Raw genomic sequence first — 26311 nt, 5'->3', positions numbered from 1 at the left:
CAACACGGTTTCGCGGGATCGATCCGCGCGACAGAGCGCCACGGATCGCGCGACAACGATCGTCGTTGCGCCCGCAGCGACAACTGCATGGGCTATGCCAATCGTGCTTGCAGAACCGTTGGCGAACGTCTGAAGGCCCGCCAGTCAAGGTTTCGCGGTCAACGGTAAGGATTGGCGCAGCCAGATTGAACCGCCGCAATGACGGATTGCAGCCAACATTTGCTCATCCGCTACGCGAGGCGACCCAACAGACCGATCAGCACAGCGCTTCGTTACCCGGCTCGCTCATCCCCGCTCACACGGAATATCGCTACGGCGCCGTGCAGATGCTCGCTTTGCGCTTCCAGCGAAGCCGCCGTGGTCGACGCCGACTCGACGAGCGATGCGTTGCTCTGCGTCATCGCTTCCATCTGCACGACGGTCGCGTTGACCAGTTCGATACCCGCCGTCTGCTCGCGCGACGCAAGACTGATATCCGCCATGATGGCGTTCACACTCTGCACGGCCTTCAGGATGTCATCCATCGTCGACCCCGCGCGCAAGACCAGTTCGCTCCCCGCTCGCACGCTCAACGTCGAATTGCCGATCAGTTCCTTGATTTCCTTGGCGGCCGTGGCGCTGCGCTGCGCCAGATGCCGCACCTCGCTGGCCACCACCGCGAAGCCGCGCCCCTGATCTCCCGCGCGCGCCGCTTCGACGGCTGCGTTCAGCGCAAGAATATTGGTCTGGAACGCGATGCTCTCGATCACGCCGACAATGCCGACGATGCGCGCCGAGCTATCTGAAATCGCATCCATCGTGTCGACGACCTGACGCACCACTTCGCCACCGCGTGTCGCAATGTCGGATGCACGGGTGGCGAGCGCGCTCGCGTCGTGCGCGTTGTCGGCGTTCTGCCGCACCGTGGCCGTCAGTTGTTCCATGCTGGCGGCCGCCTGCTGGAGCGAGGCGGCCTGATCGCCGGCACGCATCGACAGATCGCGGTTGCCGCTGGCAATCGCACGCGCATCGTGCATGATCGCGTCCGTCCCCGCCCTCACCTTGCGCACAACGGCGACGAGACCTTGCTGCATGTCGTTTAGCGCGTCGAGCAGGTAACCCATTTCATTGCGGCGTTCCGTTTTCACGACAGCCGTGAGGTCCCCCGCCGCGATCTTCGCGAAGTATTCGACGGCGGCGTTGACGGGCGTGACGATCGCCCGCGTCAGCCCCCGATGCGCGAGCATCCCGACGATCAGCGCGCTCAATCCAGCCGCGCCGAAGCCCCAGAGCGTCATCTGAAAGCGCTCGTTCGCGTGATCGAAGCGCATGCGCTGGCGCTGCACCTGAAAGTCCTCCAGCGCGATGAGCGCCTTCTGGTATTCGTCGAACAGCGCGACGGGCATCTCGCGCTGCGTGCTCAGGAAGTCGACCAGATTTTCTTCGTCGAGCTGTTTGAGGGCCTTCGAAAAGGCCTGCGTCAACAGACGGTCGCGTTTGTCCGTCATCGCCGCGAGCAGCGTCGTTTCCTGCGCGTCTGGCGCGTGCAGCGCACGGTACGCGTCGAGCTCCCGATTGCTCTCGGCGAGCAGCACGTGCAGCTGTTTGATCTCAGCCGCAGCTGGCTTGCCCGCACTGATCAGCTGCTCGACGTCGGCGAGCCCCGTGCGAAACACCAGCAGCCGCTCGGAGCTGGTCTTCAGATGCACGACGGAAGCGGTGTCGTCCCGATACATCGCGTCGAGCGCGGCGTTGCTCTTGAAGAGCGCAAACACGGCCGCCGCGATGACCAGCATCAACAGCAGCGTGCAACCCGAGATGGTGGCGGCGAGCCCGCCGCGAATCGTGGTGTTTCTGAACATGAGCGCAAAGCAGCGGGCGCGCCGCAAATGCGGCGCGCGCAGCGTTTCTCCAGTAGTCAGAACGAAAACGGGCCGGCCATGCGATCGCAGGCCGTCAACAGGACTAACGGCGCCACCGCCTGGCTTCTGAGATGCCAGCGCGACACCGATGTGACCAATTGCGACATCGGCACGCGGCGCAACTCCCCAGCACGGTGCATCGTGCGCCGCGCGCGACTTCGGCCGCCCGAAAACTCCCTGCTCCGGTGCATCACGCTGACCTCCTTCCCTGCCCGACAGGGCCGCGCCGCATGGCACGCCTCATGCTTATTGAACTTCATTCAAGTAACTTGAATTTAATTCTTTTCACTTTCATACTCGGCCACGGGCCTTTCACAAGGAAGCGTCATGAACAAGCCTCTTCGCAGTCTGGTCTTCTCGTTGCTCGGTGCGCTCGCACTCGTCACCGCCACGCCGGGCTGGTCGCAGTCCGACGATCTGCTGGCGCGCATCAAGGCGAACAAGGAAATCACCATCGCGACGGAGGCCCGTTACGCGCCGTTCGAGTACGTCGACAACGGCAAGATCGTCGGCTATGACGCCGACCTGATGGCCTACGTGCTGAAGTCGATACCCGATGTGAAGGTCAAGCAGTTGGACCTGCCGTTTCAGGGGCTGTTGCCGGGACTCGACGCCAAGCGCTTCGACATCGTCGTGACTGCCGTTACCGTCAACAAGGATCGCGTGAGCCACTTCGCGTTCACCCTGCCCATCGCCGACGCGACGACAGGCGTGCTGCTGCGCAACGGCGACACGAGCATCAAGTCTCCCGACGACCTGAACGGCAAGATCGTCGGCTCGCAGACGGGCTCGGCTCAGTTGCAGGCATTGCAGGCGCTCGACAAGAAGCTGAAAGACGCAGGCGGCCCCGGCATCAAGCAGATCAAGCAGTACGTCGCATTCGATGAAGCCTATGCCGACCTCGCCGTGGGACGGCTCGACGCCGTCGCGCAATCGGTCGCGAATCTGGGGCCGTTGATGAAATCGCGCCCCGGCGTGTTCACGCTGCTGCCGCAGACGATCGGGCCGAAGAGCTACTTCGCGTGGGTCGCGCGCAAGGACAGCGACAGCGCCGCGCTCGTCGAGCTCTTTAGCGACGGCATCGCGCGCGCGAACCGCGACGGCACGATGAAGAAGCTGCAGGAGAAGTGGTTCGGCTCGACGATGGACGTGCCCGTCGACGCTGTCCCCGCGCCCTCGATCTGACTTGCCGCGATTCGATAGATGAACGCTCCCGATCTGCTCGCACGCTGCACCGGCTATCTGCCGCAACTGCTGGACGGCGCATTGACGACACTGTGGCTGTCGGCGGCTGCCGTGTTCTGCGGCTTCTTTGCCGGCATCTTCATCTACACGATGTCGGCAAGCGATAGCCGGCTGCTCGCGGGCGGCGCGCGGGTCTATGTCAGCGTGTTTCGCGGCACGCCCGTGCTCGCGCAACTGCTCGTGATGTATTACCTGCCGTCGGCGCTCGGGCTCGCGGTGCCCGGCATCGTCGCGGCGGCCATCGGACTGTCGATGAACACGGCCGCGTATCAGTCGCAGATTCTCGGCGCGGGCTTTCGCTCGATCGCCCGCGGGCAAATCGAAGCAGCCGTCACGTTCAATCTCACTCGCCGTCAGGTGCTGTGGCACATCGAAGTGCCTCAGGTGGTGCGGGTGACGCTGCCCGCGCTCGTGTCGGAGATGATCGATATCGTCAAGGCGTCGGCTGTGGTGTCGGTGATATCCGTCACGGACCTGATGCGCGTCGGCCAGCAGCTGTCGTCATCGACGTACCGGCCGCTGGAGGTGTACACGTGCGCCGCGCTCTTCTATCTGGCCATCACGACGCTGCTGTCCTTCGCCGCGCATTGCTACGAGCGCCGCGTGGCGTCGCGCGCATGACCGGGGATCACTCGCATGGATAACCTGCTCGCTCTCGTTCCACGCTTCGCTGACGCGATGCTCGTCACGCTCGAAGTCAGCCTGATCGCGGCTGTGCTCGGCATGGCCGGCGGTTTCGCGCTCAACGCGTTACGCCTGCGTTATGTCCGCGTGCTTGCCGCGCCCTACGGCCTGTTCGTCTGGCTGATTCGCGGCATGCCGTATCTGTCGCAACTGATGATCGTCTACTTTGGGCTGCCCGTTTTCGGTATCACGATGACGGCCGTGCAAGCGACTGTCGTGTCGCTCGCGATCTATGCGAGCGCGTATTTCGCCGAGATCTTTCGCGCTGCATGGGCCAGCGTGCCGCGCGGTCAGATCGAGGCCGCGCAGGCGTTCGGCGTGAGCCGCTGGGCCGCGTTCCGCGCGATCGAGCTGCCGCAGGCGCTCGCGTTCGCGGTGCCGCTGCTCGCGAACCAGATCATTCTCGTGATCAAGGAGAGCGCCGTGGCTTCCATCATCACGGTCCCCGAACTGACGATGACGGCCAGCGACATCGTCGCCTCCACTTACACGTACATCGGTCCGTATGCGCTGCTGATCGTGAGCTACTGGTTGCTCACGCAGGCCGTGTCGCTGCTCGCGCAGCGCGCGACGGCGACGATCCCTTTCCTGCAGAACACCGCAAATAAAGCCACATGAGCGCTCAACCCATACTCAAGCTGCGCGCCGTCGGCAAGTCGTACGGCGCAACCCGCGTGCTCAAGGGCATCGACCTCGACGTGATGCGCGGCGAGATCGTCACGCTGATCGGGCCGTCCGGCTCGGGCAAGACGACGGCGCTGCGCTGCATGAACTTCCTCGAGCCCTATGACGAAGGCGAAGTCTGGATCAAGGGCCAACTGCTCGGCTATCGCTCCGCTGGCCGCACGCTGCGCGATCGCGACAGCGAGACAAGCGTCGCAGAGGTACGGCGCCCGGTGTCGATGGTGTTCCAGCAGTTCAATCTGTGGCCGCACATGAGCGTACTCGACAACGTTGCCGCGCCGCTCGTGCTGTCCAAGAAGATGCGCCGCGCGGACGCGCGCGCCAAGGCGCACGCGGCGCTCGCGCGGGTCGGCCTGCAGCACAAGGCGGACGTCTATCCCGCGAGGCTGAGCGGAGGACAACAGCAGCGCGTCGGCATTGCGCGCGCGCTCGCCATCGAGCCGGAAGTGATGCTGCTCGACGAACCGACTTCGGCGCTCGATCCCGAACTCGTCGAAGAAGTGCTGAACGTGATCCGTTCGCTCGCACAGGACGGCATGACGATGGTCATGGTCACCCACGAAATGAGCTTTGCCGCGAAAATTTCCGACAAGGTCGTGTTCATGGAAGCTGGCCAGATCGTCGAGTCGGGGCCGCCCGCACAGCTGTTCGGCAACTCGCGCACCCCGCGTCTTCAACAGTTTCTCAAGCCGTGGTTCGATCGTAGTCTGAGCTTTAGCGCACCGGCAGGAAGAACGGACAGCGTGGAGCAGACATCGGGAGTGTCGTCATGATGCGCGCCGGTCAACCTGGCCAAGATGACGATGCACTGCGCGCCGCAAATCGTATTGACGAGACACGCCTGCTCGCGTCGATCGAGGCACTCGCGGCATTCGGGGCGCGGTCCGATGGCGGCGTGAACCGCCCCGCCCTCAGTGCAACGGATCTGGATGCGCGGCGCCATCTGGTCGCGCATGCGCACGCGTTGGGCTGCACCGTCTCCACCGACGCATGCGCGAACCTGTTCATCCGCCGGCCCGGCATCGACGATGTGCCTTCCGTTATCACGGGTAGCCATATCGACACGCAACCCTCGGGCGGCAAGCTCGACGGCTGCTATGGCGTGCTTGCCGGGCTCGAATGCATCGCCGCGCTCAACGATGCGGGCATCCGCACGCGTCGGCCGCTCGAAGTCGCGATCTGGACCAACGAAGAAGGCACACGCTTCGCACCCGGCGCAATGGGATCGAGCGCATTTGTCGAGCCCGCGCGCATGCCCGCCTACCTGGACGCCGCCGACGCCGACAGCGTCACGTTGCGCGCCGCGCTGGAGAGCTATCGGCGCGCGTTGCCCGAACTGCCGTTACGTGACGACGCACCGCCTGCGCATGCGTTCGTCGAGTTGCATATCGAGCAAGGTCCGCAACTGGAGAATGCAGACGTGCCGCTCGGCATCGTCACGGGCATTCAGGGCGTGCGCTGGTACGAATTCCACTGCGAAGGCGTGGCTGCGCACGCCGGCACCACGCCGATGCCGATGCGCCGCGACGCGATGACGCTCGCCGTCACGCTGCGCGCGTCGATCGAAGAAATCGCCACGTCACTGGGCGGCGAGTACACGCGCATCACGTTCGGCCGCTGGAGCGTCACGCCGAATTCGATCAACACGATTCCATCCGACGTGACCTTCTCCGTCGATTTCCGTCATCCCGACGCCCATGTGCTCGATGCGTTCGACGAGCAGGTATCGGCTTGCGCCGAGCGCCATGGCGCGCGCATCGCGCCGCTTTTCACTCACGCGCCGGTGCGTTTCGATGCGTCGGTGCTCGCGCGGCTCGACGCCACCTGCCACGCGCTCGACGCGCCTGCGCTGCGCCTCACGTCGGGCGCCTTTCACGACGCGATGTATCTCGCGCAGCACTGCCCAACGGCCATGCTGTTCGTGCCGAGCCGCAACGGCATCAGCCACAACCCCGCTGAAGCCACCGACGCCCGTCACCTCGTGCTGGGCGCACGCGCGCTCGCGCACACCCTCACCACTCTTTGCAACGACTGACAAGGAACCCAGATGAGCACGACCGCCACCCACACGCATACGCACACACATACCCATCCGGGCGACGACAACGGCATGGAACTCGGCCAGAACGCCACCTTGCACGAACCGATTTCCGCCGACGGCACGCCCGAGCCCGGCAAGACCTACACAGTGCCCGCTCGCTGCGGCCGCGCCGTGCGCGTCAAGGCGGGGCAAACCATCCGCATCGCAAACCCGCATGGCACGCAGGTTTGCGATACGTGGATCTTCAATGCCACGCACCTGAACGAGTTCCTTTCATTCGAACACACGCGCGCGTATATCGACAAGATCATTCCGCAGCCGGGCGACCCGCTCGTGACGAATCATCGCCGCCCGATCGCCGAACTGGTCGCCGATACGTCGCCGGGCATACACGACACGCTGATGGCCGCCTGCGATCTGTACCGCTACAAGAATCTGGGAGTGGAGAGCTATCACGACAACTGCGCGGACAATCTGCGGCTGGCGCTGAAGGCGATCGGCCTGCGTACGCGGGAAGTGCCGCAGCCGCTCAACCTGTGGATGAACATCCCCGTCAAGCCGGATTACACGGTCGACTGGCTGCCGCCCGTGTCGAAAGCGGGCGACCATGTGGACATCAAGGCGGCGATGGATTGCATCGTCGTGATGTCGGCGTGTCCGCAGGATATCATTCCCATCAACGCCCTCAACCCGGTCGAAGTCGAGTTCACGGTTCTCGCCTGATACTCGCCAGACCGGTCCTTTACGCTGATCGACAGAACGCATACGGTGGCCACCAGAAAAACCCCCACGTCCGGCAACGGCGCTTCCCGCAGGCCGTCCTCACTTGCGCCGCGGCGCGCCGCGAAAGCGCCCCGCACAGCCGCCCCTCATTCTGCACAAGGCGCGGCAGCCGAAGGGCTTGGCACTCGGCTGCGGCACGCACGCATGGTGCAACAGCTCACGCTGAAGGCGCTGGCGGAGCAGGCGGGCTGCTCGGAGAGTCTGTTGTCGAAAGTCGAGGGCGGCCATGCGACGCCCTCGCTTGCAACCTTGCACCGGATCGCGCTCGCGCTGGACACGAACATCGCTGCACTGGTGTCCGGTCCCGTTGCGAACGTCACGCCCGTGCAGCGCGCAAGCGAACGGCCTTCCGTGCGCTTTCCGGGCGTGCAGCAAACCTCGGGACGACATGGCCGCGCGGGCGGCTCGATCATGCTGGAACGGCTCGTCGTGGCGGGCCCCGGGCAACTGCTGCAAGGCGACATTCACGTGCTCGAACCGCTTGCGCGCAGCGACGAGCAGATCAGCCATGCGGGTGAAGAACTGGGCTACGTGCTCGAAGGCGAACTCGAACTCACGCTCGGCAGCGAATGCTACCGGCTGCAGGCGGGCGATTCCTTCTACTTCCCGAGCACCGAGCCGCACAGTTACCGCAATCCCGGCGACTGCATCACCCGCGTGCTGTGGATCAATACACCGCCGACGTTCTAAAGCGGGCAGTTGGCGCCAAACGAAAGTGACACAGGAGTTCAATGTGACGGGAACCGATCTGACCCAGATGCAGCAGCCGCGCTTCGCGGGCATCCCGACCTTCATGCGCGTGCCGTTCAGCACGGACCTGAGCACCTTCGACATCGCCCTTGCGGGTGTGCCCTTCGACGGCGGCGTCACAGCGCGCCCGGGTGCGCGCTTCGGCCCGCGTGAAATCCGCAACATGTCGACGATGATGCGCGGCATCCATCACGTGACGCGCTTCAATCCGTTCGACGCCTGTCGCGTCGCCGATATCGGTGATGTGCCGTTCACCGACCTCTATCACCTCGAACACGCGCACGAGGACATCCGTCGTTTCTTCGAACCTGTGTTCCGCGCCGGCAAACTCGCGCTGACGGCGGGCGGCGATCACTCGATCACCTACCCCATCTTCCAGGCGCTGGCGCCGCGCGAGCCGATCGCGCTGGTGCATATCGACGCGCACACGGACACCTGGGATACGTTCAAAGGCTCGAAGTTTACGCATGGCGCACCATTTCGGCGCGCGGTAGAAGCCGGTCTGCTCGACCCGAAGCGAACCATTCAGATCGGCATTCGCGGTGCGCAGAATTCGGACGAAGGCTGGCGCTATTCGCTCGATCACGGTATGCGCGTGGTGTTTATCGAAGAGTTCGACGAACTTGGGCCGGCTGCTGTCGCAGCCGAAGCGCGACGCATTGTCGGCGATGCGCCCGTCTACCTTTCGCTCGATGTCGACGGGCTCGACCCTGTGTTTACGCCGGGCACGGGCACGCCGGAAGTGGGCGGTCTCACGACCCGCGAGACGCAGGCGTTGTTGCGCGGTCTCGACGGGCTCAACTGGGTGGGCGGCGACGTAGTCGAAGTGTCGCCGCCTTACGATCCGAGCGGCAACACCGCGCTCGTCGCCGCGACGCTGATGTACGAAATCCTGTGCCTGCTCGCGAAGCGCGCGAGCGATGGAAACCGGTAGCGCGCCGCCAGCGCGCTACTGCTTGCCCTTCCACGGCACGAGCTTGCGCTCCAGCGCGCGCATGCCGAGATCGAACAGCCACGCAATCGCGCCGATCAGCACGATGCCCATCACGACGACATCGGTACGCAGAAAGCTCGACGCATTGAGCACCATCTGTCCGAGGCCTGCCGTCGCTGCGACCATCTCGGCGGCGACGAGCGTGGTCCAGCCGAAGCCGATCGCAATGCGCAGCCCGGTGAGAATCTCCGGCAACGCAGCGGGCAGCACGACGTGCAGCACGACTTGCCTGAAGTTCGCGCCGAGCGACCAGGCGGCGTTGATCTGCTCGACGGTCGCGCTACGCACGCCCGCGCGCGCGGCCATCGCAATGGGCGCGAAGCAGGCGAGCCAAATGACGATGAGCTTCGCCGTTTCATCGATACCGAACCAGATCACCACCAGCGGCAGATACGCAAGCGGCGGCAGCGGCCGGTAGAACTCGATAGGCGGATCGAGCAGACCGCGCACGACGCGGCTCACGCCCATCAACACGCCGATCGGCACGGCCGTCACGCACGCGAGCGCAAACGCGCCGAACACGCGGATCGCGCTCCACATCAAGTGTTCCGACAACGGCAGGCCGCCCTGAATGCGGCCGTTCCATGCATCGGCGAATGCGCGCCAGACGGCGTCCGGCGATGGCAGAAACAGCGGCGGCACCCAGCCGAAATGCGACGAGGCCCACCACAACAGCAGCAAGGCCGCGACGCACAGCGTGCTGAGCGCGGCGGTCGGGCCTTCGCCGGGTATGCCGCGATTGGTCTTGCGCTTGCGTGTAGGTGTCGCGTCGGCGTTGCCGCGACGCGCGGCACGCAGGCGTCCCGCTACGCTCGGGCGCGAAGAATCGATCGAGTTCATCAGGCGGCCTCCCGCACCGTCTCATGCAAGCGGCGCGTCAAACGCTCGCGCCACTCGATAAACGCCGCCGACGACTTCACCGCGCGCGCATCGCGCGACGCCAGGTATTCGCGCGCAAACGGCAGTTCATGCACTTCCGCGACGCGTCCCGGGCCGGGCGTCATCAACACGAGACGGGTCGCGAGAAATAGCGCCTCTTCGACGCTGTGCGTGATGAAGAACACCGTCTTTTGCGTGCGCGACCACACGTCGAGCACGAGTTCCTGAACCGTTTCGCGCGTAAGCGCATCGAGCGCGCCCATCGGCTCGTCCATCAACAACACTTGTGGGTCGCTCGCCAACGCGCGGGCGATGCCCACGCGCTGCTGCATGCCGCCCGACAGCGCGTACACCTTCGCGTTCGCATGCCGCTCCAGTCCGACGAGCGCCAGCGTGCGCCGCGCGATTTCGTGCCGCTCGTCGCGCGCCACGCCGCGAAAGCGAAGTCCGAGCGCGACGTTGTCGAGCACGTTGAGCCACGGCATCAACGCATGCTTCTGAAAGACGACGCCGCGCTCCGCGCCCGGCCCTTCGATCGGCGCATCATTCAGGCGCACCTCGCCTTCCGTGGGATCGACGAAACCCGCAATGCAATTGAGCAACGTCGTCTTGCCGCAACCCGACGCGCCCAATGCGACGACGAATTCACCGCTGTCGATGCGCAGATCGACACCCGCGAGCGCGGGCTCATCCGCGCCGTCATAGGTCACGCCGACGCCGCGGATTTCCAGCGCGCTCATCGCGCGGCCTGTTGCGCGAAGCGAGGATTCACGGCGCCCGAGTAGTCGGGCAGCACGTTCTGGATCGTGCCCTGCGTTTTAAGGAACGCCGCCGTCGCCGCCAGCGATGCCGCCGCGCCCGACTGCTTGCCGCCGCCGAGCCACGTCGGCGACGCCTGCTCCGCCGGCGTCGGGAACGCGTACAGCGCGAGGCTCGCGGGCACGTCGGCGGGCGTTGCGCCCGACTCTTGCGCGACGGCCTGCACTTCCTTCGAAGCGGGCGTCCATGCCGCCTTGTGATCGCGATACTGCGCATCCGTTTCGGCCAGCACCTTGACGAGGCCCGTCATGAACGCGGCGTTGTCGCGCTCGAACTGGCGCGCGGCGACGAAGCCGTCGAAGGTCGCCTTGCCCGATTCCTTCGCGACTTCACCCGATGTGATCAGCACCTTGCCGTTCTGCTTGACCTTCGCGAGCACCGGGTCCCAGATGTACGTCGCGTCGATGTTGCCGCGCTGCCATGCAGCCGCGACCTCGGGCGGACGCAGGTTCAGGATCTTCACCGTCGACGGATCGACACCCGCCTGCTGCAACGCGACGAGCGCATGGAAATGCGACGTCGACACGAACGGCAGGCCGATCGTCTTGCCCTTCAGGTCGGTGAGCTTGGTCACGCCCGAGCCGTCGCGCGCGACGAGCGCTTCGGCGTCGTTGATGTTGTCGAGAATCCAGAACAGCGACAGGTCCACGCCTTGCGACAGCCCCGCCGCGATCGGGCTGGAGCCCGCTTCGCCGAGCTGGATGGAGCCCGACGCGAGCGCGCGGATCACGTCCGCGCCGCTGCCGAGCTTGCGGTACGTGACCTTGTAGCCGGTCGCTTTTTCGACGGCGCCCGTGACTTGGGCGTAGCGCCACGGCACGACCATGTCCTGATAGCCGATTACGACTTCGCGGGTTTCGGCGTGAGCGGGCGAGACAATCGCGGCCGCCGCCACGACGAACGCGGCGGCGTGCAACGCGCGGCGCAGGAGGGAGAGAGTGTGGTTCATCGGAAGGTTGCGTGCTGGTTATGGAAACTGCATGAGGCTTCCGACTATAGGCACTTCTCGCCGCCGTCGTTCGAATGTTTCGTGCGTAGCAAATTACGCCGTTGCAGCTTTGCTTTTCATGCGGAAACAGCGAATACCGCTGATATCGCTGCACAGACCGGTTTGTGCAGTCGGCCAGCCGGATTTGCGCGCTTGTCGTATCGTATTTCGCGCACGCTTTGCAATCCGCTTACCTTTTCGGCAAGGGCTTCCATCATGACCCGATCCCGTCAGTTGCATCTCGGCGCTTTCATGCGTCCCGTCAGCCTGCATACGGGCGCGTGGCGCTTTCCCGGCGCTTTTCCCGACGCCAACTTCAACATCTCGCATCTGAAGCGCTTCGTGCAGACGCTCGAACGCGCCTGCTTCGACGCGTTCTTCATGGCCGATCATCTGGCCGTGCTCAACATGCCGCCCGCCGCGCTCAGGCGCAGCCACACCGTGACATCGTTCGAGCCGTTGACGCTGCTCGCCGCGCTGTCGTCGGTGACGGAGCGCATCGGGCTGATTGCCACCTCGTCGACGACGTTCGACGAGCCGTATCACGTCGCGCGCCGCTTCGCTTCGCTCGATCATCTGAGCGGTGGCCGCGCCGGCTGGAATCTCGTGACGACATCCAATCCCGATGCGGCGCTGAACTTCGGTCTCGAAGCCCATGTCGAGCACGGCGAGCGCTATCACCGCGCACGCGAGTTCTACGACGTCGTCACGGGCCTGTGGGATAGCTGGGCCGACGACGCGTTTGTCCGCGACGTCGAAAGCGGCGTCTTCGTCGACACGGAACGGATGCATGTACTCGGCCACAAAGGCGAGCATCTGTCGGTGCGCGGGCCGCTGAACATCGCGCGGCCGGTTCAGGGCTGGCCCGTCGTCGTGCAGGCGGGATCGTCGGAAGCGGGACGCCAGATCGCCGCCGAAACAGCCGACGCCGTGTTCACCGCGCCGCCCTCGCTCGCCGAAGGGCAGCGCTTCTACGCCGATGTGAAAAGCCGCGTCGAGCGCGCGGGCCGCGACCCGGAGCATCTGAAGATACTGCCGGGCGCGTTTGTGGTGGTCGGCGATAGCGTCGACGAAGCACGAGAAAAGCGCGCGTTGCTCGATACCTTCGTGCATTACGACAGCGGTATCGCATCGCTTTCGATCGCGCTCGGCCATGACGTTTCGCAACTCGACCCGGACTCGCTGCTGCCCGAGATTCCCGAGAGCAATGCCAGCAAGAGTTCGCGGCAACGTGTCGTCGATTGGGCGCGTCGCGACCAGTTGACGATCCGCCAGCTTGCACAGCGGATCGGCGGTTATTCGGGGCTGGAAATGGTCGGAACGCCCGCGACGATCGCCGATCAGATGGAGCAATGGCTAGTCGAGCGCGGCTCCGACGGATTCAACGTGATGTTCCCGTATCTGCCAGGCGGTCTCGACGATTTCGCCGATAAAGTCGTGCCCGAACTGCAACGGCGCGGCATTTTCCGCCGCGCGTACGAAGGCACGACGCTGCGCGACCATCTCGGCTTGCCGCGCCCGGAGAACCGTTTCTTCGCGCGGCGCAGCGGCGACTAGACCGACACCGCTTCGCGCAGGAAATCCACCAGCGCCGATTGCACCGCGTTCATCGCGCCGCCCGAGCCGATGAGCGCGAGTTCGGTGGGCGGCAAACGCGGCAGGTCGAAGCACACGCTATGCTCGGGCAGCACGGCCGTGGTCGGCAACACGGTGATGCCAAGGCCGGAAGCGACGGCGGCCTGAATGCCCGTCAGGCTATGGCTGCCGAACGCGACGCGCCAGCTTCGCTGCGTATGATCGAGGCTGCGGATCGCGCGCTTGCGGTACACGCAGCCTTGCGGAAACAGCGCGAGCGGAATCGGCTCGCCATCTTCGGGCGGCACTTCGATCATGCGCCCGCGTACCCACACCAGAGATTCGGGCCACGACGCGAGACACGGCCCGCTGCCCGGCTCCCGTTTGACGAGCGCGATCTCGATCTCGCCACCCGACAGCTTGCGGTGCAGATCGGAACTCATGCCCGCGACCGTTTCGAGCCGCGCTTCGGGCCGCGCCTTGACGAAGCCCGACAGGATCGAAGCCATGCGCTTCGCGTCGAAGTCTTCCGGCACGCCGATGCGGATCGGCGTACGCCATACGTCGCTCGCGAGCGCGTCCTGTGCTTCCTGCGACAGCGCGATCAGGCGGCGCGCATATTGCGTGAGCAGTTCGCCGTGCTCCGTCGCCGTCACCTGATTGCCCGTGCGGTCGCGCATCAACAGCGTACGGCCAACCAGTTCTTCGAGGCGCCGCACCTGCTGGCTGACCGTCGACTGGGTGCGGTGTACGCGGTCGCCGGCCCGTGTGAAGCTGCCTTCGTCGACGACGCACACCAGCGTCTTCAGAAGTTCGAGATCGAGCATGACGGGCGCCTCATATTTACGATTCCACTAAGCATGCCATTTTAATTTAATTTCCCAATATGCGGCGCGAGGCATAGTCTGTGTTCCATATCGACGTCACCGGAAAGGAGCCTCTCATGTCACTTGAAAACACACCGCGCCCGTCGTGGCTGACCTTCGATTGCTACGGCACGCTGATTCAATGGGACGAAGGGCTGCTGGAGGCCGTCACGGCGATCCTCGCCGGCAAGCACGCCGCCGCCATCGATCCGCGCGAATTCATCGCCGTCTATGACAGGCACGAGCACGCGCTGGAACAGACGCCGCCGCACCGCTCGTTCCGCGAAGTCGCGGGCGAAGCGCTACGCATCGCGCTCGAAGAATTCGACCTGCACGCCGACGACAACGACATCCGCCTGCTGACCAGCCGCATCTCCGCGATGCCGCCCTTCCCCGAAGTGGTCGATACGTTGCGCACGCTGAAGGAAGCGGGCTACCGGCTGTGCATCGTGTCGAATACCGATGACGACGTGATCGCCGGCAACGTCGCGCAGCTTGGCGGCTATATCGACCGCGTGATCACCGCGCAGCAGGCCGGCGCGTACAAACCCAACCGGCGGCTTTTCGACTATGCTCACGAACAGCTAGGCGTATCGCTCGACGACGTGGTGCATATCTGCGCAAGCCCGCATCTGGATCACGCAGCGGCGCGCGATATCGGCTTTCGCTGCGTGTGGATCGACCGCGGCACGGGCCGCCAGCGCCTGCCCGACTACACGCCCGACGCCACCCTCGCGACGCTCGACAAGGTGCCGCCGCTGTTCGCGTCGGTCGGCTGGTGAAACGTGCAAAGGACCTGTCATGGCTCATACGCTCAACGTCAACACCTCCGCTGTCTCGCGTCGCGCCGCGCTCGATTCCGACGCGGTACACACGGCCCGCATCGAACTGGCCGCGTGTTTTCAGCTTGCCGCACAGCATGGCCTTGAAGAAGGCGTGTGCAATCATTTCTCCGCCGTCGTGCCGGGACATGACGATCTGTTCTTCGTCAATCCGTATGGCTACGCGTTTTCGGAAGTCACGGCATCGCGCCTGTTGATCTGCGATTTCGACGGCAACGTGATCGAGGGTGACGGCAGCCCGGAAGCGACGGCGTTCTACATTCATGCGCAGTTGCATCGGGCCATGCCGCGCGTGAAGGCCGCGTTTCACACGCACATGCCGAACGCGACCGCGCTGTGCCTCATCGAAGGACCGCCGCTGTTGTGGCTCGGGCAAACCGCGCTGAAGTTCTACGGCCGCACCGCCGTCGACGAGCACTACAACGGCCTCGCGCTCGATACATCCGAAGGCGACCGCATCGCGGCTGCAATGGGCGACGCGGACATCCTGTTCCTGAAGAACCACGGCGTGATGGTGGCTGGCGCGAGCATCGCCGAGGCCTGGGACGATCTGTACTACCTTGAGCGCGCCGCCGAAGTGCAACTCAAGGCGATGCAGAGCAACCGCCCGCTCAAGCCCGTGCCGCACGACATCGCGCAGCGCGCGTATGAGCAGATGCGGCTGGGCGACAAGGAAAGCGCGCGAGCGCACGTCGACAGCGGCATCAGGCGTCTGCGCGACGCGGGCAACCGCTTCGAGACATGAAGCACGCGATACATCGCGATCGCCGCTATACCTGACGCGCGACGTGATCGGTGATCTGCCGCAGCTTGTGCAGCATCTGCTCGCCCGAGGCAATATAGAGCGCCCGGTCGCCTGTCAGCACGCTCGCACGGAACGTCTGCAGCGCATGCTTCAGCGGTTCGTACCTGAGCACGGAAGCCGCGCCGTCGACGCGATGAATCCACTGCCGCAGGACAGCCGGATCGGCCTCGCCGAGCATGCCTTCGAGTTCGTCGGCATCGGTCGTCATGGTCTGGACGATGATGTCGATCAGCTTCTCGTCGCGCCCCGTGCTGCCGAAATTCTGATTGATCGCGTCCCAGTCGAGATCGGGCAGTTCGCCGGGTTCCGTCGCTGTGGCAGGTACGGCGGCGGGTCCAGCCACGTGAGGCGTGGCACGCGGCGCGTCCACCTGCGGCGCGGGCCGTGCGTCGCTCGCGGGCGTGCCGTGCCCCTGCAGGCACTGCGGCGCGAAGCGGGTGAGGCACGCAAGCAGATCGCTGAGCTTGGCCGGCTTGTACAGGCACTCGTCCATGCCGGCGGCCAGACACTCTTCGCGTTCTTCCCGCCCCACGCTCGCCGTCAGTCCGACGATGGAGATGCGCGGCCTGTCATCCGTCCGTTCGCGCACGCGGGTTGCCAGCGTGTAGCCGTCCATCTCGGGCATGTGACAGTCTGTGATCAGCAGCGCATAGTCCGCCGACTCCATCGCCTTCAGCGCCTGCACGCCGTCTTCGACGGTGTCGCACGTGCAGCCGAGCAGTTCCAGTTGCTGCCGCAGCAGATGCCGATTGATCCCGTTGTCTTCGGCGATCAGGATCAGCGCGTGATCGCGCAGCGCATCGGCGCGGCTGCGCGGCGCAGCCGGCGTGAGCGCCGATGCCGCAGATTCCAGTCCGAGTTCGGCGTCCCCGTGCAAGACGGCATTGCAGACGGCAGCCACGCCCTCGAGCGTCACGGGATAGACGCACAGATAGCAGATGTCCCCCATGCGGACATATCCGCCCGTCTTGATGGTCGCAGTCGTGGGAACGACGGGGACGCCGCCCACCTGTATTTGAACTAGGGGCTTCTGCTGGGCTTGCGTGAGAGGCTGGTCCGCTGACGGACTTTCCGCTGTCAGCAGGTCGTCGATGATCAGCCGGCACTCCGCTGGCAAGCCATCCGGGGAAAGCGCTGCATTTGGATCGAGAATCGCCACAGTACCGCCGAAAGTGCGCAACGCTTGCGTCAGGCTGCACAGCACAGACGCATCGCGAACGCAAAGACCGACGGTGACGCCAGCCAGCGGATAGCTTTGAAACTCGCGCTGGTTCACTTCCAGCGGCAGGCGGAACTCGACCTGGGTGCCACGCCCCACTTCGCCTTCCATGCCGATGGTGCCGCCCAGCATGGCCACCAGCCGCCGCGAGATCGTCAAGCCGAGACCTGTACCGCCATAGCGGCGCGTCGTCGAGGCTTCGGCCTGCACGAACGGCTGAAAGAGGCGTGCCCGTTGATCCGGGCTGATGCCGATTCCCGTGTCGCTCACGCGCCAGACAATGGTTTGCGTGCCGTCACCTTCGTCGTCCTGGCCCGCGAGTTCGACGTCGAGCCGGATGCTGCCTTCCGTAGTGAACTTGATCGCGTTGCTGAGCAGGTTGAAGAGAATCTGCCGTAGCCGCACGCCGTCGCTCCACACCACGGGCGCAATCGCCGCGTCGATGCACAGCGCCAGCTTCAGCCGCTTCTCCTGTGCGCGCCAGAAGAACAGCGAGAACGTGCTCGTGCACAGATCGCGGATATCGACAGGCGCCCGCTCCAGCGCGATCTTGCCGGCTTCGATCTTCGAGTAGTCCAGAATGTCGTTGAGGATCTGCAGCAGCGACTCGGCTGCCTGCGAGATCAGCTTCACCTTGACCGCCTGGTCGGGGCGCAGGTTACTGTGAGCGAGCAGTTCGATCAGTCCTATCACGGCGCTCATCGGCGTGCGTATTTCATGGCTCATCGCCGCGAGAAACTCGCTCTTCGCGCGCGACGCCTGCTGCGCCGCATCGCGCGCCTCGGCGAGCGCGACGGCATGCTGATGCTGCTCTTCGGCGTCGCTCCAGTAGCCAGTCCACACGAGATCGTCGTGCTCGACCCGATGCGGCACGGCGTGCAGCCGCGTCCACCGGTAGGCGCCGCGGCGCTGCACGCGAAGTTCGCGGCTCACGGGCGCCAGCGTCTGCTCGGCCTTGTACGCCTCGGTCAGAAGCGCGGCGCGGTCCTCGGGATGAACGGCTGCGAGCACCGATCCGGGAATGGCTTGCAGCTCGGCGCTGGTCTTGCCGAACATGTCGACGGTATTGCCGCTTAGCCAGATGATCCGCGAGTCGCCGTTTCTAGCCTGTCGATACTGGAACGCAGTCGCCGGCAACTGGCTGGTCACGTCGATCAGCCTCAGCTCTGCTTCCCGGCGTTCACGCGCCTCCTTGTGCAACGCGCGGCGCGAGCGCCACAGCACCGCAATCACGGCCAGCAGCGCGAGCGCCACGGGCGCGAACCTCAGCGCGATGTCTTTCCACGACGGACCCAGTTCGTAGTTCGCGCCGAAGTAGCGGTTCTGGATCGAGAGCCGCTCGGAGTCCGGCAACGCCGCGAGCGCGCGGTCGATGATCGGCATGAGCCGGGCCGCCAGCTTCGGCGAGACGGCAAAGCCCGTCTGCAGCGAACGGCCCGCGGAGCCGATGATGCGCAGAGTGTCGCCATGCATGCGCTGCAGCATGTAGTGAACCGTGGCCAGATCGTCCACGTAGACATCGGCCTTGCCTTCGGCGACCGCGTTCATGCCCGTCCCGACATCCGGCACGACGACGATGCGCGCCTGCGGCGCTGCGCCCGTCACCAGCCAGCGCAGACCGCCGCCGTCGGTGACGGCAACGCGCTTGCCGTTCAGATCGCGTAACTGGCCAAGCGCAGGCGCATCGTTACGGCCGACGGCAACAACCGGAAACGTCGCGTACGGGCGCGACACGGGCGTACCGCGCAACGCGGGGTCATGAAGAATGGCGACGGCGACCAGATCGAGCGTTCCCGCTTGCAGGGCATCCACGGTGGCGGCGAAGCCCGGCTCGGGCTGGCGTACGAAACCGATCCCCAGCCGGTTCGCCAGATACCGCAGATAGTCCTGCGCCATGCCATGCGTCTGCCCGCTGTCGTCGACATAACTGTACGGCGGCAGCCCGCTGTCCACGCCCACGCGCAGCGGCGGCAGCGAGCGCAGCCATGCGCGCTCCTCGTCGCTCAGATGAAACGGCGCGGACGACTCCGGTTGAATCGGTCCGGTAGTCATCCAGTTGCTCAGGATGCGCTGCCGGGCATACTCGGGCAGCGCGTTCAGCCGTTCGTCGACACCATCGCGCAACGCCTGTTGCGTGCGCGGAAAGCCAAAGCGCACGCCGCTTTCCGTTTCGCGATAGCGATTCAGTTCCGCCAGCCCGGCGAACTCCGGCTGCGACAAAAGGTAGTCCGCGACGGGCAGCAACGTGATGTAGACGTCCGCCTTCTTTTGCAGCACATCGCGCAAACCCTCCTGCGGACTGTGTGTACGCACGAAGACGGAATCGGGGTAACGCTCGTGCGACACCTGCTCGATGTACGAGCCTGCCTCTGCGGCAATGCGCTTGCCCGCGAGGCGTGGCGGCTCGCCGTCGCGCGCGGCATCCGACGCGCGCCCGACCACGACGAAATCGGCATCGTAGTACGGCTCGGACAGTATCAGGCAGCGCCTCGCCTCGATCGGCTTTTGCACGGCGAGCACGACGTCGACGGAGCCGGCGCAGGCTGCAGCGCTCAACGACGCGTAGTCGGGGAACACCCGGACCCGCAGTTGCGCGGACGGGTCGAGAACGGATTTGAGGATATCGAACGCGGCGCCGGACAGCTGGCCGTTGTTGACGATCAGAAGCGGCGGCCAGCCGCCTTCGGGGACGCCCACCGTGAGGCTTGCAGGCTTGTGCGGGTGAGATTGCGCCTGCGCGGTGGCGTCGACCGATGCCAACGCAAGCATCACGCATAAAAACCGGCACAGCCTGAGGCAGCGATTGCGGATGTTGTTCATGGCTGTCAGGGAAACGAAGACCGGCGCAGACGGCGCTGGCGTCACGTTGCTGAGTTTCATGATAGTGCCCCGCCAGCCTGTTCGGGACCTGGATCGAACGCGCAAGGTTGCTGATCGAAACGGTTCGTGGAGCAAAGTCGCTCAGGCCAGTTCGACGATCACTTCATCGAGCGCGCGAAACGGCGCGAGCAGCGCTTCGTCGGCCAGCGCCGAGGTGATGAGCCGCCAGTCGCGCTGCAGCGGCGTCCAGTGCTGCTGGCGCGCGCGGCCGAGCTTGTCGGAATCGGCGAGCACGATGATTTCGGCGGCGCGCGACACGATGCACTCCTTCAGATACGCCTGCTGCGCCGATGCTTCGCACAGCCCGAACCCCGCGACCACGCCGTCCGCGCCGAGAAACGCACGGTCGACGGTCAAACGGCTGAGGATGAGTTCCGCGAGCGGCCCGAGCGTGCTCATGCTGGAGCCGCGCAGTTCGCCGCCGATCAGCGTGAGGCGCACGCCGGGCGCATTGGCGAGCGCCGTGACCGCGAGCAGATTGTTGGTGACGACATGCAGGTCTTCGCGCGTCGACAGATGCCACGCGAGTTGCGCGCAGGTCGTGCCGCCGTCGAGCAGCACCGTGTCCCCGTCGTGTACGTGCAAGGCGGCCGCCTGCGCGATGAGTTCTTTTTGCTCGCGCTGCGCCGACTTGCGTTCTTCGAGCGACGCTTCCGGCTCGTGTACGCCGACCCGAGCGGTCGCGCCGCCGTAAGTGCGCACCAGGCGCTTCTGCTTCGCGAGCGCCGTCAGGTCACGGCGGATCGTCGCTTCCGACACGCCCAGCGCGGCGCACAACGCCTCGACGTTGGCGTCGCGCGTGCGCACGAGTTCGAGAATCGCCTGATGACGGTCGGTCGTTTTTTTCACGTCTGCGGGAGTCCGGGAATGGGGCTCGATCTTACACCAGCCCCTTTGCGCCCATTCGACGGCGGGCACGTGCGGCGTTGCTGCTGCGCCGGCTCGCCGCCGTCGGCGTTCAGCGGCGCGTCGCCAGTTCCGCGCCCTGGCGCAGCGCTTCGAGCAGGCTGCCTTCGTCGACCACACCCTTGCCCGCGATATCGAACGCGGTGCCGTGATCGACCGACGTGCGGATCACTTCGAGCCCCACCGTCACGTTCACGCCTGCTTCGAGACCGAGCACCTTCACCGGGCCATGGCCCTGGTCGTGATACATCGCGACCACCAGATCGAAGTCGCCGCGGCCGGCGCGGAAGAACAGCGTGTCGGCGGGTAGCGGGCCCGTGACGTCGAGGCCGCGTTCCTGCAGCAGCTTCACGGCGGGGATGATCTTCTCTTCTTCTTCGCCATAGCCGAACAGGCCGTTTTCGCCCGCATGCGGATTGATGCCGCACACGCCGATGCGCGGATGTTCGATGCCCGCCTTCACGAGCGTCGCGTTGCCGCGTTCGATGGTCCGCTGCACGAGGCCCGGCTCGATCTTGCGGATCGCGTCGATGATGCCGATGTGCGTCGTCACGTGAATCACGCGCAGTTGCGGCGCGACCAGCATCATCGACACTTCGTCGACGCCCGTCAGATGCGCGAGCATTTCCGTGTGGCCCGGGTACTTGTGGCCACCCGCATGCAACGCTTCCTTGTTGAGCGGCGCCGTGCAGATCGCGTCGATCTTGCCCGCCTGCGCGAGTTCGACGGCGCGCTTGATGTACTGATACGCGGCGTCGCCCGCCAGTGCCGACAACTGGCCGAACGGCAGGTCGTCGGGAATCAGGCCGAGGTCGATGCAGTCGATCGTGCCCTGCTCATAGCGCGCATCGGATGCGTCCTCGATGCGGCGAATCTTCATCGTCCCGCCGACGATCTGGTTCGCGCGTTCGAGGCGCTTCGCGTCGCCAATCACGAGCGGACGGCATTGCGCGTAGACCGACGCATGCGCGAGGCTCTTGACGACGACTTCTGCGCCGACGCCTGCTGCATCGCCCATCGTGATGCCGATTACGGGAAGGTAGTTGCTCATGATGTGATCTCGTGGGTACTTGCTTTTCATTCGCGGACGTCAGTGGGAAGCGACGTCGCGCTCGGTTTCATTGCGCAGGGTCAGCCATGCGGCATACAGCGCGTGATCGGTGCCGAATGCGCCCGCCTTCGTCACGACGCCGGGGCAATGTGTGCGGGTGGCGTCGAGTGGCCTCGCCACCGCGACGCCCGCTTCGACTTCGGCCAGCAATTGCAGATTGCCGATGCGCGCGGCCGCCAGCATCGCGCGCGCGGTCTCGCCGCCCGTCGCGATCAGGCCGCCGGTTTTCGTGAAGTGCGGCTCGACCAGCGCCGCAAGCGCCGCCGACAGTTGCGCGCCTTCGGCGGGATCGAACGCGTCGTCGCGACCGATGCGCAGCAGCAGATCGACACCCGCCTTCAGCGACACGCCGACCTGGTCCTGCCACGCGCGCCAGTCGCGATGGCTCTTGCCTTCGCGCAGCACGACGGGCGGCACGATCAGTTCTTCGACGCCGCCGCGCTCGCGCAGCATCGCGCATTGACGCTCGCTGACGGCCGACAGGCTGCCGACCAGAATCAGGATCGGGCCGCCGGGAAATCTGTCGCCGCTGGACTTGCGTTCTTCAGCGTCGCCGCGCGGATTGAGCGCCGCGATCTCGCGCGCGAGCCCGCCCGAGCCGACCCAGAAGAACGGCGCGTCGCTTTGCAGCGTGGCGCGGGCGAGCGCGCGCAAGGCCTTCTCGCTTTGCGTATCGACGATCAGCGCCTGCACGCCGTTCGCCGCCATCGCGCCGATGCACACGGCCAGCGTTTCGGGTTCGTCGGCGAGTGCTTCGGCGTCGAGCCGGTCCGTTGCCAAACCGGCTGCTTCGAGTTGCGCTGCGATGCCGGCGGGAACACCCGCATGCTCCAGCTTCCATGTCGCCGTCTGTTCGAGCGGCTCGCCGTGTACGAACACCTGCCCGTCGCGCACCGTGCGCCCCGTCGCCGGGAAAGCGGGCGCGACGATCGCCATGCCCGCGAGCGCCTGCAGGCCCGCCACTTCCGCCGCCCAGTTGCCGCGCAGCGTCGAATCGATTTTCTTGTAGAGCCGCTGGTCGCGCGCGCTCATCTCGGCATAGGCCGATGACGTGCGCACTGATGCGTCGTGAGGCGTGAGACGGCGCGTGTCGGTATCGACGGCGATCGTGTCCGCGCCGTCATGCGCGAGTGTACGCGTCGCCTCCAGCGTGACGACCGTGCGATGGCCCGCGCTCGCGAAACCGATCGCGCAGTCCGCAGCGCCCGACAGGTCGTCCGCGAGAATCAGAATCTTCATCGTGCCAGCCCTTCGCGATTCTTCGTGCGCGCGCCTTCCTGGCGCTGCTGATAGCGCTTCGCCACCTGCGCGGTCAGGATCGGCGACAGGATCGCCGTGACCACGACGCATGCGGCCACCAGCAGCGTCGCGCTCTGCGCCGCTTCGTTGTACACCGGGTTCGCTGCCGCGACGAGCGCCGGCACAGCCGCTGCGTTGCCCGCCGTATTGGCTGCTGCCACACCCGCCACGCCCGTGCCGCCCGTCAGGCGATCGGCGAAGTACAGCGGAATGCCCGTCACGATCACCACCGCGATGCCGAGACCGATGCCGAGCAGCCCGGCTTGCCAGACCTTGTGCAGATCGAGGCCCGCGCCGAGCGCCAGCGCGAAGAACGGAATCATCACGGGCACGGCCTTCGCGAGAAAGTCGCGCATTTCGCGGTCCAGATTGCCGAGCAGCATGCCGAGCGCGAGCGGCAGGATGCTGCCGACCAGCGTCTGCCACGGAAACGCCGACAGACCCGCGACGCCGAGCGTCACCATGGTCAGGAACGGACCCGATTCGAGCGACATCAACGTGTACGCGCCGACGTCTTCCGAGCGGCCATACTGGCCCATCAGCGCCATGTAGAGGCCGCCGTTGGTGTCGTTCATCGCGGCGACCACGGCGAGCGTCGAGATGCCCGCGAACAGGCCCGACGAAACCGGATGCTCGCCAAGCACATGGCCGAGAATCACACCGACGATCACCGCCGCGCCAACCTTCGTCACGAGCAGCGCGCCGCCCTTTTTCATCAGATACGGCGTCGCCTTCACGTCGATGCTCGCGCCCATGCAGACGTAGAACACGGCAAGGATAGGCAGCGCGCCCGTGAACAGCGCATTCGTGAACGAGCCGAAGAACTTGGGCATGCCGGGCAGAAACGTCGCCACCAGCGAGCCGATGAGCAGCGGCACGATCATCATGCCGCCGGGGATGCGCTCGATCGAGCGTTTGATGGGAATCTGAACCATGCGAGTCTCCTGGCTTTATTGGGCGCCGCGTCTGTCCGCGATTTTGATTGAAACAGTCATCACTCGATCGAATCGATCAGTTCGGAGTGTAGACCGTTTGATTGAATTGCGCAAACCGATCACATTTTTGCGCAAAACGATCATTTCGCGGACGGCGCGCTCAATGCCGCGCCCGTGGCCGTTACCGGCGCGCGGCGCGCACCGTATTCCGTCGCGTGTCGCGGCTCTCGCTGTCGCTCACGCTGCGCACGATCGACGCAAACGAACGCGCTGCAGGCGTGCGCGCCTCGTCCCGGCGCCACAGCAAACCGGGCGAACGCACGGGCGTCGGACTTTCGAGCGGAATCAGTTTCACGTCCTCGCGCCGCAGCGCGTGGGTCGACACGATCGTCGCGATGTCGGTCTCTCTGACCAGTTCGATCATCGGCGCAATGGCGTTCATTTCCGCGACGACGACGGGCGCCGCATTCGCCATCCGGAACGATTCGTCAAGCAGCACGCGCGTGGAAAAGCTGCGCGGCAACAGCACCATGCGCTGCAGATGAAGCTCCGACACGCGCACGAAGCGCCGCTTCGCGAACGGATGCCGCAGCCCGACGGCGAGCATCATCTCCTCGGTGTAGAGCGGCTCGAAACGCAGCGGCAACGCGTCGTTAGGCTTGTACGTCACGCCGATATCGAGGTCGCCGCGCAGCAGCGCCTGCGCGATGCCGTCGCCCGTCATTTCGAGCACGTCGACGCGCACGGACGGATGCCGGTCCAGGAACAGTGACACGCAGCGCGGAATGATGTGCAGGTTGAACGTGTGCGTCGCGCCGATGCGCACGACGCCCGTCATTTCCTCAGCGGCAAAGCGCACGGTCGACACGCCTTCGTCGACTTCGCGCAGCGCATTGCGCACGCGCTCCAGAAACAGCTCGCCCGCTTCCGTCATCGTCACGCGCCGGCCTTCGCGCTCGAACAGCCGGCAGCCGAGTTCTTCTTCGAGCTGGCGGATCTGATGCGACAGCGTCGATTGCGTGACGTGGACCTTTTGCGCGGCGACGGTGAAGCTCAATTGCTCGGCAAGGGCCGCGAAGTAGCGCAGATGTCGTAGTTCCATGGGTTCTCGTGGGGCGCTTTTGAATCGATGGCATCGATAGATAATCAGCGAAAAATACCATTTTTATCGATAGATTGCCTGCCTTACACTGGCCTCGCCATCAACGATCGCAGCGAGAGGAGACCTCGACGCGATGCTCAACGGACCCGCGAAGCACCCATGAAAATCGGCAAAGAGACTATCCCGCGCACGTCGATCTCGACCTCGAATACGCACACCATCGTCGTGCGAGGACGCGACCTCGCGAACGAACTGATCGGCAAGATCTCGTTCACCGACTACTTCTTCCTGCTCGTCACGGGACAAACGCCCAGCCCGGCCGCCAGCGCCGTGCTCGACGCGACGCTCGTCGCGATCGCCGAGCATGGACTCGTGCCGAGCGTGCAGGCAAGCCGCATGACGCTCGCCGCCGCGCCCGATGCGCTGCAAGGCGCCGTGGCCGCCGGGATTCTCGGTTGCGGCTCGGTGATACTCGGCGCGTCCGAGTCCTGTGGAAAGCTGCTCGACGAAGTGCGGCAGTGCGCGGCGCAAACGGGCGGCGATCTGTCCGAGGCGGCGTTCACGGTGATCACGCGTTATCGCGCGGACAAACGCGCCGTGCCGGGCTACGGCCATCCGCTGCATAAAGAGCGCGACCCGCGCGTCGACGCGCTGTTCGCCGTCGCCGAACGCAGCGGCGCGGATATGACCTACGTGCGCATCGCGGAAGCGATCGAATCCGTGTTGCCGGATGTGTTCGGCAAGGCGCTGATGCTGAACGTGTCGGCGGCGATTCCTGCTGTGTTGCTGGGCGTCGGTTTTCCGCTTGCCGCGCTCAAGGGCGTGCCGATTCTCGCGCGTACCGCTGGACTGATCGGGCATCTGACGGAAGAGTTGGCCCACTCGATCGGCTTTGCGTTGTCGTATCAGGCCACGCGCGAAGTGGTGTACGACGGCGAAGCGCCCGAAGGCTTTGAGCCCGGCATCTGAGCGTTTCTTCTGAGCCGCTTCGCGGCGAATCTCT

General features: G+C 65.3%; 23 protein-coding genes. 12 read left to right on the top strand and 11 right to left on the bottom strand.

Annotation, left to right across the window (positions count from 1 at the left end; all coding sequences use genetic code 11):
* Positions 1–272: 272 nt before the first annotated feature.
* The gene (locus tag BLT65_RS04855; protein WP_208545728.1) at positions 273–1841 is read right to left on the bottom strand and encodes a methyl-accepting chemotaxis protein; all 1569 of its coding nucleotides are present in this window, start codon (positions 1839–1841) and stop codon (positions 273–275) included.
* A 387-nt stretch (positions 1842–2228) separates the two neighbouring features.
* Between BLT65_RS04855 and BLT65_RS04850 the strand changes: the two genes are divergently transcribed.
* The 8 genes from BLT65_RS04850 (at position 2229) to speB (ending at position 9022) form a co-directional block, all read left to right on the top strand.
* Positions 2229–3086: a transporter substrate-binding domain-containing protein gene (locus BLT65_RS04850; RefSeq protein ID WP_091775401.1), complete on the top strand. Its 858-nt coding sequence runs from the start codon at positions 2229–2231 to the stop codon at positions 3084–3086.
* Positions 3087–3104: 18 nt separating this feature from the next.
* A complete protein-coding gene (locus tag BLT65_RS04845; protein ID WP_091775398.1) occupies positions 3105–3767 on the top strand; it encodes an amino acid ABC transporter permease in 663 nt (220 codons plus the stop codon).
* 15 nt (positions 3768–3782) lie between these two features.
* Positions 3783–4448: an amino acid ABC transporter permease gene (locus BLT65_RS04840; RefSeq protein ID WP_091775395.1), complete on the top strand. Its 666-nt coding sequence runs from the start codon at positions 3783–3785 to the stop codon at positions 4446–4448.
* Positions 4445–5287 (top strand): amino acid ABC transporter ATP-binding protein, encoded by an 843-nt coding sequence (locus BLT65_RS04835; protein WP_091775392.1) that lies wholly within the window; start codon positions 4445–4447, stop codon positions 5285–5287. The genes BLT65_RS04840 and BLT65_RS04835 overlap by 4 nt, the downstream gene beginning before the upstream one ends.
* Positions 5284–6549 carry a M20 family metallo-hydrolase gene (locus BLT65_RS04830; protein WP_091775390.1) on the top strand — a complete coding sequence of 422 codons (1266 nt, stop codon included), beginning with the start codon at positions 5284–5286 and terminating at the stop codon, positions 6547–6549. Before BLT65_RS04835 ends, BLT65_RS04830 begins: the two co-directional genes overlap by 4 nt.
* Positions 6550–6561: 12 nt before the next feature.
* The gene (locus BLT65_RS04825; RefSeq protein WP_091775386.1) at positions 6562–7278 is read left to right on the top strand and encodes a DUF1989 domain-containing protein; all 717 of its coding nucleotides are present in this window, start codon (positions 6562–6564) and stop codon (positions 7276–7278) included.
* Between the two features lie 189 nt (positions 7279–7467).
* Entirely contained in the window at positions 7468–8028 is a 561-nt protein-coding gene (locus BLT65_RS04820) for a cupin domain-containing protein (RefSeq protein WP_333783742.1), read from the top strand.
* A 43-nt stretch (positions 8029–8071) separates the two neighbouring features.
* Positions 8072–9022 carry an agmatinase gene (speB, locus tag BLT65_RS04815; RefSeq protein ID WP_091775380.1) on the top strand — a complete coding sequence of 317 codons (951 nt, stop codon included), beginning with the start codon at positions 8072–8074 and terminating at the stop codon, positions 9020–9022.
* A 15-nt stretch (positions 9023–9037) separates the two neighbouring features.
* Here the strand turns inward: speB and BLT65_RS04810 are convergent, their stop codons facing one another.
* From BLT65_RS04810 to tauA, 3 genes are read right to left on the bottom strand one after another with little or no spacing between them, the layout of a single operon-like run.
* Positions 9038–9922 carry an ABC transporter permease subunit gene (locus BLT65_RS04810; protein ID WP_091775377.1) on the bottom strand — a complete coding sequence of 295 codons (885 nt, stop codon included), beginning with the start codon at positions 9920–9922 and terminating at the stop codon, positions 9038–9040.
* Positions 9922–10701, bottom strand: coding sequence for a taurine ABC transporter ATP-binding protein (locus tag BLT65_RS04805; protein WP_007583840.1), 780 nt, complete (start codon positions 10699–10701; stop codon positions 9922–9924). Before BLT65_RS04805 ends, BLT65_RS04810 begins: the two co-directional genes overlap by 1 nt.
* Entirely contained in the window at positions 10698–11729 is a 1032-nt protein-coding gene (tauA, locus tag BLT65_RS04800; RefSeq protein ID WP_091775374.1) for a taurine ABC transporter substrate-binding protein, read from the bottom strand. The genes BLT65_RS04805 and tauA overlap by 4 nt, the downstream gene beginning before the upstream one ends.
* Before the next feature lie 255 nt (positions 11730–11984).
* On the opposite strand from tauA, the gene BLT65_RS04795 reads away from it, so the two are divergent.
* Positions 11985–13325: an LLM class flavin-dependent oxidoreductase gene (locus BLT65_RS04795; protein ID WP_091775371.1), complete on the top strand. Its 1341-nt coding sequence runs from the start codon at positions 11985–11987 to the stop codon at positions 13323–13325.
* On the opposite strand, the gene BLT65_RS04790 is transcribed toward BLT65_RS04795, so the two are convergent.
* The gene (locus BLT65_RS04790; RefSeq protein WP_091775367.1) at positions 13322–14170 is read right to left on the bottom strand and encodes a LysR substrate-binding domain-containing protein; all 849 of its coding nucleotides are present in this window, start codon (positions 14168–14170) and stop codon (positions 13322–13324) included. The two genes, BLT65_RS04795 and BLT65_RS04790, sit on opposite strands and share 4 nt — an antisense overlap.
* A 116-nt stretch (positions 14171–14286) precedes the next feature.
* Between BLT65_RS04790 and BLT65_RS04785 the strand changes: the two genes are divergently transcribed.
* Positions 14287–14991 (top strand): haloacid dehalogenase type II, encoded by a 705-nt coding sequence (locus BLT65_RS04785; protein ID WP_091775365.1) that lies wholly within the window; start codon positions 14287–14289, stop codon positions 14989–14991.
* A 19-nt stretch (positions 14992–15010) separates the two neighbouring features.
* Positions 15011–15796, top strand: a complete 786-nt coding sequence (locus BLT65_RS04780; RefSeq protein WP_091775362.1) for an aldolase — start codon at positions 15011–15013, stop codon at positions 15794–15796.
* Between the two features lie 25 nt (positions 15797–15821).
* Here the strand turns inward: BLT65_RS04780 and BLT65_RS04775 are convergent, their stop codons facing one another.
* The 6 genes from BLT65_RS04775 to BLT65_RS04750 all read right to left on the bottom strand — a co-directional run bounded on the left by BLT65_RS04775 (position 15822) and on the right by BLT65_RS04750 (position 25308).
* The gene (locus tag BLT65_RS04775) at positions 15822–19955 is read right to left on the bottom strand and encodes an ATP-binding protein (RefSeq protein WP_244186422.1); all 4134 of its coding nucleotides are present in this window, start codon (positions 19953–19955) and stop codon (positions 15822–15824) included.
* An 81-nt stretch (positions 19956–20036) separates the two neighbouring features.
* Entirely contained in the window at positions 20037–20804 is a 768-nt protein-coding gene (locus BLT65_RS04770) for a DeoR/GlpR family DNA-binding transcription regulator (RefSeq protein ID WP_091775359.1), read from the bottom strand.
* A gap of 109 nt (positions 20805–20913) precedes the next feature.
* Complete coding sequence (gene pdxA, locus BLT65_RS04765; RefSeq protein ID WP_091775357.1) at positions 20914–21912, bottom strand: 4-hydroxythreonine-4-phosphate dehydrogenase PdxA; 999 nt, start codon at positions 21910–21912, stop codon at positions 20914–20916.
* Positions 21913–21951: 39 nt separating this feature from the next.
* Positions 21952–23211 carry a four-carbon acid sugar kinase family protein gene (locus tag BLT65_RS04760; protein WP_091775355.1) on the bottom strand — a complete coding sequence of 420 codons (1260 nt, stop codon included), beginning with the start codon at positions 23209–23211 and terminating at the stop codon, positions 21952–21954.
* Positions 23208–24206, bottom strand: a complete 999-nt coding sequence (locus BLT65_RS04755) for a 2-keto-3-deoxygluconate permease (RefSeq protein ID WP_042304973.1) — start codon at positions 24204–24206, stop codon at positions 23208–23210. Before BLT65_RS04755 ends, BLT65_RS04760 begins: the two co-directional genes overlap by 4 nt.
* A 181-nt stretch (positions 24207–24387) precedes the next feature.
* Positions 24388–25308 (bottom strand): LysR substrate-binding domain-containing protein, encoded by a 921-nt coding sequence (locus tag BLT65_RS04750; protein ID WP_091775352.1) that lies wholly within the window; start codon positions 25306–25308, stop codon positions 24388–24390.
* A 159-nt stretch (positions 25309–25467) separates the two neighbouring features.
* Between BLT65_RS04750 and BLT65_RS04745 the strand changes: the two genes are divergently transcribed.
* Entirely contained in the window at positions 25468–26277 is an 810-nt protein-coding gene (locus BLT65_RS04745; RefSeq protein ID WP_091775350.1) for a citryl-CoA lyase, read from the top strand.
* The last annotated feature ends 34 nt before the right edge of the window (positions 26278–26311 follow it).

Source organism: Paraburkholderia steynii (assembly GCF_900100565.1).
Taxonomy (GTDB): Bacteria; Pseudomonadota; Gammaproteobacteria; order Burkholderiales; family Burkholderiaceae; genus Paraburkholderia; species Paraburkholderia terrae.
The sequence above is the reverse complement of the archived record's forward strand: the minus strand, read 5'-3'. Positions and strand labels throughout refer to the sequence as shown.

Excerpts from the sequence above, each read along its gene's own strand:
- BLT65_RS04855 (WP_208545728.1), bottom strand. The coding sequence starts at position 1,841 with ATGTTCAGAAACACCACGATTCGCGGCGGGCTCGCCGCCACCATCTCG.
- BLT65_RS04850 (WP_091775401.1), top strand. The coding sequence starts at position 2,229 with ATGAACAAGCCTCTTCGCAGTCTGGTCTTCTCGTTGCTCGGTGCGCTC.
- BLT65_RS04845 (WP_091775398.1), top strand. The coding sequence starts at position 3,105 with ATGAACGCTCCCGATCTGCTCGCACGCTGCACCGGCTATCTGCCGCAA.
- BLT65_RS04840 (WP_091775395.1), top strand. The coding sequence starts at position 3,783 with ATGGATAACCTGCTCGCTCTCGTTCCACGCTTCGCTGACGCGATGCTC.
- BLT65_RS04835 (WP_091775392.1), top strand. The coding sequence starts at position 4,445 with ATGAGCGCTCAACCCATACTCAAGCTGCGCGCCGTCGGCAAGTCGTAC.
- BLT65_RS04830 (WP_091775390.1), top strand. The coding sequence starts at position 5,284 with ATGATGCGCGCCGGTCAACCTGGCCAAGATGACGATGCACTGCGCGCC.
- BLT65_RS04825 (WP_091775386.1), top strand. The coding sequence starts at position 6,562 with ATGAGCACGACCGCCACCCACACGCATACGCACACACATACCCATCCG.
- BLT65_RS04810 (WP_091775377.1), bottom strand. The coding sequence starts at position 9,922 with ATGAACTCGATCGATTCTTCGCGCCCGAGCGTAGCGGGACGCCTGCGT.
- BLT65_RS04805 (WP_007583840.1), bottom strand. The coding sequence starts at position 10,701 with ATGAGCGCGCTGGAAATCCGCGGCGTCGGCGTGACCTATGACGGCGCG.
- tauA (WP_091775374.1), bottom strand. The coding sequence starts at position 11,729 with ATGAACCACACTCTCTCCCTCCTGCGCCGCGCGTTGCACGCCGCCGCG.
- BLT65_RS04795 (WP_091775371.1), top strand. The coding sequence starts at position 11,985 with ATGACCCGATCCCGTCAGTTGCATCTCGGCGCTTTCATGCGTCCCGTC.
- BLT65_RS04790 (WP_091775367.1), bottom strand. The coding sequence starts at position 14,170 with ATGCTCGATCTCGAACTTCTGAAGACGCTGGTGTGCGTCGTCGACGAA.
- BLT65_RS04785 (WP_091775365.1), top strand. The coding sequence starts at position 14,287 with ATGTCACTTGAAAACACACCGCGCCCGTCGTGGCTGACCTTCGATTGC.
- BLT65_RS04780 (WP_091775362.1), top strand. The coding sequence starts at position 15,011 with ATGGCTCATACGCTCAACGTCAACACCTCCGCTGTCTCGCGTCGCGCC.
- BLT65_RS04775 (WP_244186422.1), bottom strand. The coding sequence starts at position 19,955 with ATGAAACTCAGCAACGTGACGCCAGCGCCGTCTGCGCCGGTCTTCGTT.
- pdxA (WP_091775357.1), bottom strand. The coding sequence starts at position 21,912 with ATGAGCAACTACCTTCCCGTAATCGGCATCACGATGGGCGATGCAGCA.
- BLT65_RS04760 (WP_091775355.1), bottom strand. The coding sequence starts at position 23,211 with ATGAAGATTCTGATTCTCGCGGACGACCTGTCGGGCGCTGCGGACTGC.
- BLT65_RS04755 (WP_042304973.1), bottom strand. The coding sequence starts at position 24,206 with ATGGTTCAGATTCCCATCAAACGCTCGATCGAGCGCATCCCCGGCGGC.
- BLT65_RS04750 (WP_091775352.1), bottom strand. The coding sequence starts at position 25,308 with ATGGAACTACGACATCTGCGCTACTTCGCGGCCCTTGCCGAGCAATTG.
- BLT65_RS04745 (WP_091775350.1), top strand. The coding sequence starts at position 25,468 with ATGAAAATCGGCAAAGAGACTATCCCGCGCACGTCGATCTCGACCTCG.